The following is a 14,363-nucleotide window of genomic DNA, read 5'->3' as shown; positions in this document are numbered from 1 at the left end:
CGTGCGGATCCGCCCCGTCCTCGACCGCCACCGCCGGCCGGACGCCCAGCGCCCGCACGTGCGCCTCGCCGAGCGCGGCGGCCCGGACGGGGTCGCCGGCCGCGGTCGCGTGGGCGATCGCCTCGCCGATCCGGCCCGCGGCGACGCAGGCGTCGACGGCCCGGGCGTGCAGCACGCCGACGACGTCCGGCTCCCGCTCGCCGAGGATCCTGCGGAGGGCGTCGCCGAAGGGCGCACGCCACCGCTCCTCGGGGCCGCGGTGCACGAGCAGCCCCGCCTCGCGGGCGTCGACGAGGAGCCCCGCGGCCGTGGGGTCGTCGAGCACGGCGGCGCACAGGGGCCCGGTCGGGTGGTGGAGGACCGAGGCGCGGACGAGCACGCGGCGCAGGGCGGGGGACGCGGGCTCGAGGACCTCCTCCTCGACGTAGCCGGCCGTCGCCGCGTCGGTGTCGTCGAGGGCCTCGGCGAAGCGCGCCCGGCCGGGGTCGCTCGGCGTGGTGCCGGCCAGCAGCGCGAGGCCCGCGGGCCAGCCCGCCGTCCGGTCGTGCGCGGCGGCGACCCACGGCTCGTCGAGGCGCAGCCCGCGCAGGCCGACGAGGTAGGCCGTCGTCTCCTCGGGGGTGAACGCCAGGTCGTCGGCGTCGACGGAGGCCAGCTGCCCGGCGACGCGGCGGCGCACGGTCCGCAGCGGGGGAGCGGTGCGCCCCGACACGACGACCCGCAGGCTCGTCGGGGCCTGGTCGAGCAGTCCGCGGAGCAGCCGCCAGGCGACCGGGGAGCGCAGCCGATGGACGTCGTCGAGGACCAGCACCACCGACAGCGGGACGTCCGTCGCGCCGGGCGGCCCCGGGATCCGCGCCGCCTCGGCGAACGCGTCGGCGGTCAGCGGGAGCACGCGCCGCCCCAGGTCGAGGTCGGCCCAGAGCGCGCGGCCCGCCGGCCGGGTGACGCCCGGGCGCACGCGCTCGAGCGCGGCGAGCAGGTGGACCCACAGGCGCCGGGGGTCGTCGTCGCCCTCGTCCAGCGACAGCCACGCGACCGGGGCCCGGGTCGCCGCGGCCCAGGCGGCGAGCGCCACCGTGCGACCGGACCCCGCGGGGGCGGCGACCACGGTCAGCGGCCGGGCGCACGCGGCCTCCAGGAGCGCGGTGACGCGCGGGCGGTCCAGCGCCGGCGCCGGCGCCGGGGGTGCTGCGGTCTTCGACGCGGCGACGGCGGGGACGGCCTCGGGGACGCGGGCGGACGCCCCCGCCAGGAGGACCCGCGGGTCGCGTTCGAGGTGGGCCTCTGGGTGCCGGTCGGTCCGCATGGGAGCGCTCCACCGGTCGCGCGCAGCACGCTCCCGGGGATGCTGCGGACCCTGACGGCGTCCGGCGTCCGGCGAACCGGTGAGGTCCCTGATCTTGTGGGGGTGCCTCCCCGACGCCACGCCGGCCGCACCCCGACGCGACGAGGTCCCCCGGTACCGGTACGTTGGGAGCGACGGTGGACGGCGACGGCGGACAACGGGTGACGGGCCTCGGCGGCGCCGCCCGACCGCTGCTGGACCGCGACGCCGAGACGGGCCTCCTGCGCGAGGCGGTGCGGGACGTGCTCGACGGCGTCGGCCGGCTCGTGGTCGTCGAGGGCCCGGGCGGCATCGGCAAGTCGCGGCTGCTCGACGAGGCCGCGGAGCTCTTCCTCGCCGGGTCCGGCTCGCCCGACGCCCGCCCCGCGAGTCCGTGGGGCGGCACACCCCATCGGCGGGCCGTGCGCGTCCTGCGGGCGGCCGGCGACGAGCTGCACCGCCTCCGCGCCCTCGGCCTGGTCCGGGACCTGCGCGACGACGCGGGCCGTCCACCGCGCCCCGAGCCGGCCGACGACCGCACGTGGGACCCGGACGCCCCCGAGCCCGCGCCCGACGGCGGCGCCGCCGCCGTTCAGGGCGTGCTCGCCGACCTGCGCGGGATCGTCGGCCGGGGCGGCGTGGCCGCCGGGCTGCTGCTGCTGGACGACCTGCACTGGGCGGACGCCGGCTCGCTTCGGGTGCTCGAGGAGCTCGCGGCGACCCTGGAGCGGCTCCCGCTCCTGATCGTCGTGGCCACGAGGCCGCACGAGCCCGGCGCGTTCCACGTCCTGCTCGACCGGCTGCGCGCCCGGGCGGGCGGCGCGTACCTGCGGCCGGCCCCGCTCAGCGACGACGCCGTCGCACGCATGGCGGTCGACGCCGCGACCGAGGGCGCCCCGTCGCGGGCGACCCTGGACCGGCTGGTGCGCCGCAGCGGGGGGAACCCGTTCTACGTCCGCGAGCTGCTGCGCACCGGGCCGGCGGACGGGGACGCCGACGCGGTCCCCGACGCCGTCCGCCACGCCGTCCGGGTGGACCTCGGGCGCCTGGTCCCCGCGGCGACCGCCCTGGCCCGGGCCGTCGCCGTCCTGGGCGCCGGCCCGGACCTGCGTCTGGCGGCCGCGGTGGCCGAGCTCGAGGCCCGCGAGGCCGAGTCCGCGGCCGACGGGCTGGCGAGCGCCGCGATCCTCCGCCCCGGCGAGCCCCTGACCTTCGAGCACGCCCTGATCGCCGAGGCGGTCCGCGACGGGCTGGACCCGTTCGCCCGGGCGCGCCTGCACCGGCGGGCCGCCACGCTCCTGGACGCCCGCGGCGCGCCGGTCGAGACGGTCGCCGCCCACCTGCTCGAGGCCCGCGCGGACGGGGACCCGTGGGTGGCCGGGGTCCTGATGCGCGCGGCCCGCGCGACGAACGCGGCGGGGGACCCGGTGGCGGCGGGCCGCCTGCTGGAGCGGGCACGCCGGGAGCCGCCGCCGCCCGAGCTGGAGGGCGCGGTGATGGGCGCGCTCGCCGAGGCCGACGCGCTCGCCGGCCGGCCGGACGCCGCGGACCGCCTGCACGAGGCGCTCGGGCTGATCGACGACCCGCGGCGCCGGGCCGAGCTGCGCCACGCGCTGGGGCGGGCGTTCCACCTGGCGCAGCGGTTCGACGACGCGGCCCGGACGTCGAAGGACGCGCTCGACGGCCTGCCGGTCGACGACCCCCTCTACGACCGCGTCCTGGCCGGCTGGCTGACGGACGCGATGTTCGTCCCCGACCTGCGGCCGACGGAGGACCCGCGGGTCACCGCCGTGACCGAGGACATCCGCGCGGGCGGCAAGGCGGCGGGCCCGCTCGTCGCCCACGCGGTCAACATCGCGGCCTTGGACGGCGCGCCGTCGGCGCTCGTGGCCGACCTGGCCCGGCGTGCGACGTCGCTGGACCCGGTGACCGACTCCGCCGCCCACGGGTTCCCCCTGACGCACGTCACGACCGGCCTGGTCCACGCCGACCTGCTCGACGAGGCGGTGGCGATCCTCAGCCGCGCGGGCGACTGGGCGATCGCGCGCCACAACGTCCTGGCGGAGATGACCGCGCTCGGCGGCCGGTCCTTCGCCTCGCGCCTGCGGGGCGAGCTGGCCCCGGCGCTGGCCGACGCCGAGCGCGCGTTCGAGATCTCGCGGGCGACGGACACCCCGTACTCCGCGTGGTGGCTGCTGGTCCTCGTGGACGCGCACCTCGACGCGGGCGACGTCGAGCGTGCCCGGGCGGCGTTCGAGCAGTCGCGCGAGGTGACGATCCCCGCCTACGCGCTCCTGCGGCTGCGTGAGGCCGAGGCGGCGATCCTCCGCGCCGAGGGCGATCCGGAGTCGGCGATCGCGGTGGCCGAGAGCGGCGAGGCCGAGCGGCTGCGCATCGGGGGCCTGCGGCTGGCCCTGGGGACCCGCGAGGGCCGGTGGAGCCTGGCGCGGTCGCTGATGGCGGTGGGCCGCCACGACGAGGCGCTGCGGGTCGCCGATGGCGAGGTCGAGCGCACGGTCGCCGCCCCCGTCGCCCGGCACCGGGCCGACGCGCTGATGCTCGCCGGGATCGTCCGTGGCGCCGACGGGGTGCCGCAGCTCGATCGCGCGGTCGCGCTGCTGCGCCCGTCGCCCGCGCGCCTGCTGCTGCTGCGGGGCCTGACGGCGCTGGGTCTCGCGCGGCGCGACGCCGGCGACGCCGTGGGGGCGCGGACCGCGCTGCTCGAGGCGCTCGAGCTCGCCGACGGCCTGCGCCTGCGGCGCCGGAGCGACGAGCTGCTCGCCCATCTGCGCACCGTGGGCGCCCGGCCGCGGCGTGCCGCGCGGCACGGTCGCGAGGCGCTGACCACCGCCGAGCTCGAGGTCGCGCGCCTGGCCGCGGAGGGGCTCGGCAACCCGGCGATCGCCGCACGCCGGCACGTCAGCCGGAAGACGGTCGAGACCCATCTGGGCCGGGCGTACCGCAAGCTCGGGATCGAGTCGCGCGACGGGCTGCGGGCCGCGCTGGACGACGCCGGCGACGGCGCGACGGGCCCACTCCGCCGCGCGTAGACGGACCTCAGTGGTGACCGGCGCGGCGGTGTTCGCCGCGGGCCTGCGCCTGCGCCTCGGCCATCGCCCGGGCCTGGATCTCGAGCGCGGCCTCGACCGAGGCGTCCAGCTGCCGCCGCTCGAGGGTCGCCGGGTCGTCCTCGCGCTCGGCCCGGGGGCGCGACTCGACCGGGAAGCCCCCGACGGCCCCGCGCAGCCGGTCGACGAGGACCGCCGAGCGCCGGTGCGCCCCGAAGCGCTCCTCCGACCGGCGCTGGCGCTCGGGATCGCGGTCGCCGTAGCGCCAGTGCGCCCAGGGGGATCCGGGCTTGCCGAGCCGCGGCACGGCCCAGAGGCCGATCGGCGGGAAGACGAGGGACCCGAAGCCGTGGAAGAAGCGGCCCTTGCCGAAGCAGACGCCGGCCACCAGCAGCGCGCCGATCGTGTATCCGGCGGACACGAGGGTCGCGAGGACGTCGTCCCCGGTGGCGATCTTCAGCGGGTTGATGCCGAGGAAGATCAGGCCCATGAACGCCGCGGTGATCGCGACCGCGTCGATCGACTGCCGGCCCTCGCGCGCCCAGTAGACGTCGCGCAGGTAGACCCACAGGGCGAACTCGTCGAACGTCAGGCCGACGCCGATGCCGAAGACCACGGCCGAGACCTGGAACCACGGGGCCTGGCCGCCGAGCGCGAAGCCCAGGGTACCGCCGCTCATCATGAGGACGATCCCCCAGACGAGGTGGTGCAGGTGCACGCCGCCGGTGACGACGCTGCCGGGCCACCACGGGAAGCGGTCGCTGCGGATCATCCGCGCGCTCGTGCGGATGAAGAGGAACGACGCGAGGAACGCGGCGAGGACGAGGAAGATCCCTTCGCGGCCGGGCTCCTGCACGTACTCGCGCCACTGGTCCGCTGGGAACGTGGCGACGACCATCCCCTACGACGGTACCGCCCCGGGCCGTGACGGCCCCCCGGGGTCGGTGCGCTCAGCCCCCGCCGGCTCCCGCGCTCGCACCGTCGCTCGCCTCGGCGTCGGGTGCGAGGGCGAGCGCGCCGAGGTCGACGCCGACCGCCCCGGTCACGGTGCGCAGGATCTCGCTGGCCCGGGCGCGCGCGGCGTCGCGGGCGTACCCGGCGAGCTCCACGTCGAAGCTCTCGGCCCCGGCCGTCACGGCCACGACGTCGGGCTGCTCGCGCAACGCGTCGAGGACCCCCTGCCGGTGGTCCGGGTCCAGGGTCACGTCGATGCGGACGACCGTCATGCCTCCACGACTACCCCGGCGGGCGCCCGGGACACCGGGCTACCAGTCCTTCGGGCTGCGGCGGTCCTTCTTGACCTGCCCGCGCTTGACCTTCGACTCGACCCGCTTGCGCTTGGCGTTGCGCGACGGGCCGGTCGGCCGGCGCTTCGCGTCGACGTGGATCGCCTCGCGGATCCGGTCGGCCAGCCGGTCGAGCGCGAGCTGCCGGTTGCGCGCCTGGCTGCGGGCGTCCTGGGAGACGGCGCGGACGACGGGGCCGACCCGCTCGAGCACGAGCGCCTGCTGTCCCGGGGACAGCGCGCTGCTGGCGCGCACGTCGAAGGAGACCTCGATCCGCGACGACGTCATGTTCGCGTGCTGGCCGCCCGGGCCCGACGAGCGGCTGGCGCGGATCACCACGTCGGTCAGCGGGATGCGGGTGCCCCCGTTGATGCGCAGCGTCTCCATCCGGTCTCCCAGGGTAGGAGGTCCGCGACCTGCGGACCCCGCGGGCGACGGGACCTGCGGGGGCGGGGGGTTCGATCCCGCGGCCGTGCCCGCGTCCGTCACCGGCGGCCGCGGGGGCGGCGCGCGCCCCGGTGGCGAGCAGCGTCCCCGCGCCAACTACGATGTGGGGATGAGCGATCTCCAGCGCCGATCCGGCACCCGCCTCACGCGCAAGCAGCGCGAGACCCGCGCCTACCGCCTGACCCTCGCGACCGGCGGCCTCGGCGTCGTCGGCGCGGTCCTGCTCGTCCTCGGCGTCGTGGGCATCGGGAGCGCCGGCGTCGGCGTCCTGCTGCTCGTCCTCGCGGCGGTCTCGGGCTTCCTGCTCAAGAGCACGCTCGGCAAGTAGCGGCGCCGGGCCGGGGTCCCGCGCGTCGGGGCCGCCGGCCGCGGTCCGCGCGGTCCACGGCGGACCGGCCGGGGTCCCCGCGGCGATGCCGCGGAGTCGACCCGCCGGACCCCCGTCCCGCCTAGCGGATCTTGACCGGCGTGCCCATCGGGATCCGCTTGTAGAGGTCGATCACGTCGGACGGGTGCATGCGCAGGCAGCCGTGCGACGCCCGGGTCCCGATCGACCAGGCCTCGGACGTGCCGTGGATGCCGATGCCGTCGCGCAGCCCGAGCCAGCGGGCCTTCAGCGGGTTGTTCGGCGCGCCGCCCGGGATCACCTGACCGGCGAGGTCGCCGGCCCAGGCCGAGTTGGGCACGTGCCAGGCCGGGTTGACCTGCTTCGAGGTGATGTTGTACATCCCGGCCGGCGTCGTGTGGCCCTCGGAGCCCACGGCGATCTTGTAGGTCTTCGACAGCTTCAGGCGCTTGAAGACGCGCAGCCGGAACGTCGGGCGGTCGACCGTGATGATCGTGCCGTACTGGCGCTTCAGGCCGCCGAGGGTGACGGCCGGCTTCGTGCGGACGACCGCGAGCTTCAGGGCCCGCGCCTTCGACGGGTCCTTCAGGACGGGCGTGACGAGCGCCTCGAGCTTGGAGCGGTCCACGCGCCAGCCGTTGCGGGAGCCCGTCGTGCGCTGCTTCGTGATGCCGACCGTGATCGTCGCGTTGCGCGTCGACTTCCTCATGGACGACATGGAGCGGAACCATCGGGCCGTCTGCCCGGACGACCAGGTCGTCAGCACCGGCAGCGTCGTGCCCGGCTTCGCCTTGACCGCGGCCTGCGAGAGGCCCTCGAGGTCGAAGCGGTACTTGATCGTCGACATCTTCAGCTTGTGCGGCCGGCCCGCGATGGTCACGACCACGGGGACGGTCGACGGGGCCTTCGCCTCGAGCGTGCCGCGCAGCTTGGCCTTCGCCTTGGTCTGCGTCAGCCCGGAGAGGTCGATGCCGCCGAACGAGACGCCGGCGGGCACGACGACCTTGCCGGGCTTGGCGGGGACGGCCGGGGCCGCCGGGGCGGTCGTGGTGGTGGCGGCGGAGGCGGCGACGACCGAGCCCGGGACGGCGACGGACGCGAGGACCGCGCCCAGCAGGACGGTGCGCGTGGCGGGGGCCACGCGGAGGGAGAACGACGGCATCCGTCCACTGTAGGTCGGCGCCGGCGCCGCCGAGCCGGCTGCAAGCGACGGTGCGCGGCGTCGAGCGGGGCGCGACGGTGCGCCGCCGCGGACGTGCGGTGTCGCCTAGGCGGCGAGCGCCTCGACCGGGTCGCCGACGGGAGTCGCGTCCCAGTCCCCGGCCCGGAGCGCGGAGCGGAACCCGGAGAGCAGGTCGCAGACGAGCTCGGGAACCTCGAGCTGCGGGCAGTGCCCGACGCCGACGAGCCGCTCGTACCGGGCGTCCGGCAGCGCCTCGAGCAGGTGCCGGGAGCCGCGGCAGCTGACCATGCGGTCGCGCTCGCCCCAGACGAGGAGCACGGGCGCCTCGATCAGGTCCAGCCGGAACGGGTCGATCAGCTCGCCCTTCAGCCGGCGGCCCGTGGCCAGCAGCCGGCGCATGTCGCGCGAGCACGTGAAGTGGGAGGCGAAGAGGTCGAGGTCCTGTCGGCGGGCGCGCGACGGGTCGCCGTAGGCGAGCTGCCGGAAGACCCGGGCGATGATCCCGCGCAGGACCGCGGCGGGGATGGGCATCGCGTCGTTCAGCGCCCAGCGCATGAGCGGCTGCTGCTCGATCGCGCCGAACCACCCGGGGTGCTCGAAGCCGGCGGGGCCGATGGGGACGACGCCGGCGGGCGACGGGCGCACCTCGGCGCAGCGCAGGGCGGTCGCGCCGCCCATGGAGTTGCCGACGAGGATCGGGGCCTCGTCCTGCCAGAGCTGCTCGCGCAGCGCGGTGACGAGCCGGACGTACTGGTCGAGCATCGGCTCGTCGGGCAGCAGCCGGTCGGCCTTGCCGAAGCCGGGCAGGTCGACCGCGACGGCCCGCTGGCCGCGGCTGCCGAGCAGCTCGAGCACGCGGCGCCAGGTGTCCGCGGAGTCGGAGTAGCCGTGGAGGAGGAGGATCGGCGCGCCGCCGGTGCCCGGGCCCGAACGGCCCCCGACCTCGAGCAGGCGGGTGCGGTAGCCGGCCACCAGGACCGTCCGCTCCGTGATCTCACCCCGCGACGTCATCGGGCGACGCTATCGGTTCCAGTGTGACGCATGTCGCTCATCACTCCCCCGATCGGCGGAGAGACATGCACGACAGTCGGTGTACGCCGGTTTCTCAACGTTCGTATGGCGGGATCCGACACCGCGCGGGACGGCGGGGGTCTCCGTCCCGCCGCGCGCGGCGGCGAGCGTGTCGAACAGTCGCGCGATCGCGGTCGGGCGGCCCGTCCGGTCGCCCGCTCGTCCGGCGTCGAGCACCGGAAGTCCCTGCTCACGGCCGGATCCTGCGAGCCGGGGTCCCTCGTGCGACTCCGTCCGGCCCCGGTTCTACGGTCTCCGCCATGGAACTGCGCGAGCACGAGCACGGCTCGTCCGTGGACCGGGTGCTCCTCGTGCGCGGCGCCGACCTGCGCACGAAGCGCGGGGGCGACGACGTCTTCCTCCGGCTCGAGCTCGCCGACCGGTCCGGAGCCGTCACCGCGATGGTCTGGGAGGACGCCGCCGAGGTCGCGGCCGTCGCGGTCCGCGGCTCCGCGGTCCGGGTCGTCGGGCGCTTCGAGGTCCACGAGCGCTTCGGCCGGCAGATCCAGCTCGACCGGGTCGAGGCGGTGGATCAGGACGCGGTCGACCTGTCGCTGCTGATCGAGGGGCCCTCGCAGCCGGTGGCCGAGCTCGAGCGCCGGTTCCGCGCCCTGATCACGCGCACGGAGGACCCGTGGCTGCGGGCGCTGCTCGAGCGGGTGTTCGACCCGGCGGGCGCGTTCTGGCCGCGGTTCCGGATCGCCCCGGCGGCGAAGCACTTCCACGAGGCGTACCCGCACGGCCTGCTGGACCACACCCTGCGCGTCGCCGAGGCGGTCGAGGGCCTCGCGCCACTGTTCCCCCCGGTGGACCGGGACGTCGCGGTCGCCGGCGCGATCCTCCACGACATCGGCAAGGCCCAGACCTACACGCCCGATCCCGTCGCGCCCGACCTGACCGACGTCGGGCGGCTCGAGGGCCACATCGTCATCGGCTACGAGATCGTCCGCCGCGTCGTCGGGGCGATCGAGGGGTTCCCGCCCGAGACGGCGCGCTCGATCCGCCACATCGTCCTCAGCCACCACGGCAAGGTCGAGTACGGCAGCCCGGTCGTGCCCGCCACGCGCGAGGCGGTCCTCGTGCACCAGGCCGACGACCTCGCGGCGCGGATGGGCAGCCTGGACCGCCTCGAGCGCGGCCTGAAGCCCGGCGACGAGTGGTCGGGCTACGACCGCGCGCTCGAGGGGGCGGCGTTCTTCGGCCCGGCCCGCGGGGGCGCCGCGCCGCCGGCCGACGAGCACGCGGCTCCGGCCTCGGACCCCGGTGAGGCTCCGGCCCCTGACGCCGGCGGCGCTCCGTCCTCGGCCGACGCGCCGCCGCCCGACGTCCGTGAGGAGCCCGGCGCCGGTCCGCCGCCCCCGGCCGCGGAGGTCGTCGACGGCGTCCCCGGAGCCGGCCAGACGTCGCTCGCCGGACTCGGGTCGGCCGCGCCGACGGGCCTGGGTCTGCACGCCGCCTGACCCCCGGCTCCGGCCCCCGGCGCGGAAGCCGCTGCACAGCGGGGACGACGCACCGTCGGCCCCGCGCGCCGGTCCGCCGGGCCGTATGGTCCCCGGACGATGGCGAAGGACACCGAGAAGCTGATCAGGCAGCTCTCACTGATCTCGTACCTCATGGCCGAGCGCCGGCCGGTGACCGCACCGGAGATCCGCCGGGACGTCGAGGGCTACAGCGGGATGAACGAGGACGCGTTCGCGCGCCGCTTCTACGCGGACCGCGCCGAGCTCGAGTCCCTCGGGATCCAGCTGACGATCGAGCGGCCGGGTGACGGCACCGCGGAGCAGGAGCACTACTCGCTGCGCAGCGAGAACTTCCACCTGCCGCCGATCGCGTTCTCGGACGAGGAGCTCGCGTCGCTCCAGCTGGCCCTCAGCCTGCTCGACGGCGAGTTCGCCTACGCCGAGCCGCTGCGCCTGGCGCTGCAGCAGCTCTCCTGGGGACGCCCGTCGCCCCTGACCGAGCCCGCGGCGCGCCTGGTCGGCCTGGGCGTCACCGCCGGCGTCGCGGGCCGCGACCCGTCGCAGCGCCTGGCGAAGGTCGAGTCGGCGATCTTCCGCAACAAGACGATCGTCTTCGAGTACCACTCGCTGCACCGCGACGTCGTCGAGTCGCGCAAGGTCGACCCGTACCACCTGCTCTTCCGCGGCGGCCAGTTCTACCTGCTGGGCAAGGACCACGAGCGCGGCGGCCTGCGGGTCTTCCGCCTGTCGCGGATCCGCGACAAGGTCGCCTACGCCACGAAGGCCGAGCACGACTTCCGGCGCCCGGACGACTTCGACCCGCGGCCCTACGGCGACCGCGCCGACTGGCAGATGTCCGAGACGGTGGGTACCGCGCGGATCCGGGTCGCGGGGCGCATCGCCTGGCAGGTCCAGCGCGCGCACGGCCGCCAGGGCACCTTCGAGGCGCTCGACGGCACGCCGCTGACCGGCGACGCCGCGACGTCGAGCGAGCACGCCCGCGTGGCGGCCGCGGCCGCGGCACCCGGCGGGACCTCGGGCGACGGTGTGCCGGGATCCACCGCCGAGTCCGGTCCGCCGGAGGACGTCGTCTTCGTCACGGACTACGGCGTCGAGCGCGCGCTGCTCGGCTGGGTCATGCGGATCGGCGAGCACGCCGAGATCCTCGAGCCGGCGGCGCTGCGCGACGAGTACCGCACGCGGGTGGAGCTCGTGCGCGACCGTCACACCGGCCCGTTCACGCCCGCGCCCGGCCGCCGCGTCGAGCCCGTCGAGGACACCGGGGCCGACGGTCCGCCGACCCGCGACGGCGTCATCCGGCCCGAGCGCTTCGCCCGGCTGGTGACCCTCGCGTCGATCCTGATCCACGCGGGCCGGCTGAAGGAGCGGCTCGAGGTCAAGGAGGTGCTCTCGCGCCTGAACGTCTCCGACGCCGAGCTGCGCGACGACATCAACGTCCTGAACGTCGTCAACTTCGGCGGCGGCTCGTACGTGCTCTACGCCGAGATCGCCGCGGACGGCTACCTCGACGTCGACCCGGAGCCGTACTCGGACCACTTCGCCCGCCCCGCCCGCCTGCTGCCCGTCGAGGCCAAGGCGCTCGTCGCGGCGATCGACCTGATCGGCGACCACTTCCCCGACGGCACCCTCGGCGACGTCCGCCGCAAGGTCGTCGACGCCTTGGGCGAGGACCCGCTCGAGCACGGTCTGCAGGTCGCCCACGGCGGTGGCGACGACCGCGACCTCTCGCGGCTGATCTCCCGCGCCGCGCACGACCGCCACCTGGTCGAGCTGGACTACTACAAGCCCAACGAGGACGAGTTCTCGCACCGGACCGTCGAGCCGTACGCGCTGATCAACGGTCGCGAGGGCTGGTACGTCGCGGCGTTCGACCCCGCGCGGGACGACGTCCGGCACTTCCGCCTGGACCGCATCCGCCACGCGCACGTGCTCGAGCAGACGTTCGAGCGCCGGCCCGAGGTCGACCCGGCCGCCGAGGTCGCCGGGTGGCCCCGCACGGGCGAGCTGCCCGCGTCCCGCTCCGCCCGCGTCTGGGTCAGCCCGGACCGCGCCCGCTGGGAGCGCGAGCGCCGCACCATCGCCGAGGAGCTGAAGGACGGCGCGCTCGTCACCGAGGTCGCGTTCGCCGGCGCGGACTGGCTCGTCCGCGAGGTGCTGACCGAGATCGGCGACCTCGTGGTCCTCGAGCCCGGCGACGCCCGCGACGCGGTGCGCCGCGTGGCCGAGGGCCTGCTCGCGCGGTAGCGCCGGCGCCCCGCTCAGTCGGCGGCGACGTTCGAGTCGACGAGGTTCTTCCGCGTGTTCGGCACGCAGTGGGTCATCGTCAGGCCGGTCACGTCGCGCGGGCCGTTGTCGCCGAGGTGCTCCAGGCGCTGCTGCTCCCGCTCGCCCCAGCCCTGCGAGGCCAGCGGCTTCAGGTGGCGGACGTCGTCCGCGCCGATGCCGATGCCGTCGCCCACCCGGGAGCCCAGCTCGTCGTCGGCGAGCAGCAGGTGCCAGACCATCCGCTCCTGGATCGGGCGGTCGCACTCCGACAGCTGCGAGGTGAGGTTGGCGACGAGGTCGTCCTTCTCCCACTGCTCCGACAGCTGGTAGCGCTGGCCCGGCTGCGTGTAGTCGTCGGTGCGCGGGATCTGGCGGCGGACGACGTGGCCCTCGTGGACCTCGCCGGCGCCGTCGGGGCCCGCGGCCTCCGCCTCGCGCACGCCGCCGATGATCGACGGCTCGTAGTTCACCGTCGGGTTGTCGCCGCCCTGGCCCTGGTCGTAGGTCATCGCCCCGTCGCGCTGGTTCGTCCGCACGCCGCCGGCGACGCCCTTGGGCTGGTTGACCGGGAGCTGCAGGTAGTTCGGGCCCACGCGGTGGCGCTGCGTGTCGGAGTAGGAGAACGTGCGGCCGACCAGCATCTTGTCGGCGGAGAAGTCCAGGCCGTCGACGAGGACGCCGGTGCCGAACGAGATCTGCTCGCTCTCGGCGAAGAAGTTGTCGGGCCGGCGGTCCAGGACCATCCGGCCGACCGGCAGCACGGGGAAGTCGTTCTCCGGCCACGTCTTCGTGTCGTCGAGCGGGTCGAAGTCCAGCTCGGGGTGGTCGTGGTCGTCCATCAGTTGGACGCGCAGTTCCCACGCGGGGAAGTCGCCCTCGTCGATCGCGGCGTAGAGGTCCTTGGTGTGGACGCCGAGCTCCTCGCCCTGCGCGACGGCGGCGTCGTCCTCGGTCCAGCTCTCGACGGTCTGCTCCGGGATCCAGTGGTACTTGACGAGCTTCGTCTCGCCGGCGGCGTTGACCCACTTGTAGGTGTTGACGCCGAAGCCCTGCTGGTGGCGGTAGCTCGTCGGGATCCCGCGCGGGCTGAAGACCAGCGTGAACATGTGCAGCGACTCCGGCGTCTGCGACGCGAAGTCGAACACGCGGTTGGCCACCTGGCGCTCGAACGTGACCGGGTCGGGCTTCTGCGAGTGGATGAAGTCCGGGAACTTGATCGCGTCGCGGATGAAGAAGACGCCGAGGTTGTTGCCGACGAGGTCCCAGTTGCCGTCCTCGGTGTAGAACTTCACCGCGAACCCGCGGGGGTCGCGGACGGCCTCGGAGGAGTCGCGGCCGCCGGCCACGGTCGAGAAGCGGACGGCGACCTCGCACGAGCCGCCCTCCTGCAGGACCTTCGCCCGGGTGAGCTCGGAGGTCGGCCGGTCGCCGACCGTGCCGTAGGACTCGAAGCGCCCGAACGCCGTGGCGCCGCGTGCGTGCACGACGCGCTCGGGGATCCGCTCGCGGTCGAAGTGGGCGATCTTCTCGAGCAGCTGGTAGTTCTCGAGCGTCGCGGGACCGCGGTCGCCGACCGTGCGGGTGTTCTGGTTGTCGAAGACCGGCTGGCCCTGGCGGGTGGTCAGGGTCTCGCGGTCGTCGCCGGAGGCGGGCGGGTGGTTCGGTGCGTCGGACATGGGTGCTCCTGTGGCGTGAGGGACCGGGTGCTGCCGGTCGCCGTCGGCCGGACGGGGACCGGGTCCTGGGGTGCGCCGGCCGTCCGGGAGGACGTGCGACGCGGTCGGCCACGCCTACCCCGGTACGCCGGGGTCCACACCCGCGGGGCGGCGGGTGCGTCGGCCGGGGTGCGTCGACGGGGGCCGCCGCCCGACGGTCGTCCTCGGGGCGGC

Annotated in this window: 10 protein-coding genes and 1 pseudogene; 4 read left to right on the top strand and 7 right to left on the bottom strand. The window is 75.9% G+C overall.

Going from position 1 to position 14,363, the window contains the following annotated elements; all coding sequences use genetic code 11:
- Positions 1-1,309, bottom strand: a pseudogene (locus Q7T67_RS01865) (hypothetical protein); the annotation flags it as partial.
- A gap of 176 nt (positions 1,310-1,485) precedes the next feature.
- Here Q7T67_RS01865 and Q7T67_RS01860 point away from each other — a divergent pair.
- Positions 1,486-4,377, top strand: coding sequence for an AAA family ATPase (locus Q7T67_RS01860; protein ID WP_304785629.1), 2,892 nt, complete (start codon positions 1,486-1,488; stop codon positions 4,375-4,377).
- Between the two features lie 7 nt (positions 4,378-4,384).
- On the opposite strand, the gene Q7T67_RS01855 is transcribed toward Q7T67_RS01860, so the two are convergent.
- Genes Q7T67_RS01855 through arfB form a run of 3 tightly spaced genes read right to left on the bottom strand, consistent with a single transcriptional unit; the run spans position 4,385 to position 6,068 of the window.
- Positions 4,385-5,293: a hypothetical protein gene (locus tag Q7T67_RS01855; protein ID WP_304785628.1), complete on the bottom strand. Its 909-nt coding sequence runs from the start codon at positions 5,291-5,293 to the stop codon at positions 4,385-4,387.
- Between the two features lie 52 nt (positions 5,294-5,345).
- Positions 5,346-5,621 carry a hypothetical protein gene (locus tag Q7T67_RS01850; protein ID WP_304785627.1) on the bottom strand — a complete coding sequence of 92 codons (276 nt, stop codon included), beginning with the start codon at positions 5,619-5,621 and terminating at the stop codon, positions 5,346-5,348.
- Between the two features lie 39 nt (positions 5,622-5,660).
- Positions 5,661-6,068, bottom strand: a complete 408-nt coding sequence (gene arfB / locus Q7T67_RS01845; RefSeq protein ID WP_304785626.1) for an alternative ribosome rescue aminoacyl-tRNA hydrolase ArfB — start codon at positions 6,066-6,068, stop codon at positions 5,661-5,663.
- 169 nt (positions 6,069-6,237) lie between these two features.
- Here arfB and Q7T67_RS01840 point away from each other — a divergent pair, with 169 nt between their 5' ends.
- A complete protein-coding gene (locus Q7T67_RS01840) occupies positions 6,238-6,456 on the top strand; it encodes a hypothetical protein (protein WP_304785625.1) in 219 nt (72 codons plus the stop codon).
- A gap of 121 nt (positions 6,457-6,577) precedes the next feature.
- Here the strand turns inward: Q7T67_RS01840 and Q7T67_RS01835 are convergent, their stop codons facing one another.
- Complete coding sequence (locus tag Q7T67_RS01835; RefSeq protein ID WP_304785624.1) at positions 6,578-7,636, bottom strand: L,D-transpeptidase; 1,059 nt, start codon at positions 7,634-7,636, stop codon at positions 6,578-6,580.
- A 105-nt stretch (positions 7,637-7,741) separates the two neighbouring features.
- Positions 7,742-8,668 (bottom strand): alpha/beta fold hydrolase, encoded by a 927-nt coding sequence (locus Q7T67_RS01830; protein WP_304785623.1) that lies wholly within the window; start codon positions 8,666-8,668, stop codon positions 7,742-7,744.
- A 320-nt stretch (positions 8,669-8,988) separates the two neighbouring features.
- Between Q7T67_RS01830 and Q7T67_RS01825 the strand changes: the two genes are divergently transcribed.
- Positions 8,989-10,188, top strand: a complete 1,200-nt coding sequence (locus Q7T67_RS01825) for a 3'-5' exoribonuclease YhaM family protein (protein WP_304785622.1) — start codon at positions 8,989-8,991, stop codon at positions 10,186-10,188.
- 99 nt (positions 10,189-10,287) lie between these two features.
- Positions 10,288-12,453 (top strand): YafY family protein, encoded by a 2,166-nt coding sequence (locus Q7T67_RS01820; RefSeq protein ID WP_304785621.1) that lies wholly within the window; start codon positions 10,288-10,290, stop codon positions 12,451-12,453.
- Between the two features lie 14 nt (positions 12,454-12,467).
- Here Q7T67_RS01820 and Q7T67_RS01815 read toward each other — a convergent pair whose 3' ends face one another.
- Positions 12,468-14,150 (bottom strand): catalase, encoded by a 1,683-nt coding sequence (locus tag Q7T67_RS01815; RefSeq protein WP_304785620.1) that lies wholly within the window; start codon positions 14,148-14,150, stop codon positions 12,468-12,470.
- Positions 14,151-14,363 lie beyond the last annotated feature (213 nt).

It is taken from the genome of Patulibacter sp., from assembly GCF_030655195.1.
Lineage (GTDB): Bacteria > Actinomycetota > Thermoleophilia > Solirubrobacterales > Solirubrobacteraceae > Patulibacter.
Note: the sequence above shows the minus strand (reverse complement) of the source record. Positions and strands in the feature narration are given on the sequence as shown.

Bases quoted from the DNA above. Each gene is read 5' to 3' on its own strand.
- Q7T67_RS01815 (WP_304785620.1), bottom strand. From the start codon at position 14,150: ATGTCCGACGCACCGAACCACCCGCCCGCCTCCGGCGACGACCGCGAG.
- Q7T67_RS01840 (WP_304785625.1), top strand. From the start codon at position 6,238: ATGAGCGATCTCCAGCGCCGATCCGGCACCCGCCTCACGCGCAAGCAG.
- Q7T67_RS01830 (WP_304785623.1), bottom strand. From the start codon at position 8,668: ATGACGTCGCGGGGTGAGATCACGGAGCGGACGGTCCTGGTGGCCGGC.
- Q7T67_RS01855 (WP_304785628.1), bottom strand. From the start codon at position 5,293: ATGGTCGTCGCCACGTTCCCAGCGGACCAGTGGCGCGAGTACGTGCAG.
- Q7T67_RS01825 (WP_304785622.1), top strand. From the start codon at position 8,989: ATGGAACTGCGCGAGCACGAGCACGGCTCGTCCGTGGACCGGGTGCTC.
- arfB (WP_304785626.1), bottom strand. From the start codon at position 6,068: ATGGAGACGCTGCGCATCAACGGGGGCACCCGCATCCCGCTGACCGAC.
- Q7T67_RS01835 (WP_304785624.1), bottom strand. From the start codon at position 7,636: ATGCCGTCGTTCTCCCTCCGCGTGGCCCCCGCCACGCGCACCGTCCTG.
- Q7T67_RS01850 (WP_304785627.1), bottom strand. From the start codon at position 5,621: ATGACGGTCGTCCGCATCGACGTGACCCTGGACCCGGACCACCGGCAG.
- Q7T67_RS01820 (WP_304785621.1), top strand. From the start codon at position 10,288: ATGGCGAAGGACACCGAGAAGCTGATCAGGCAGCTCTCACTGATCTCG.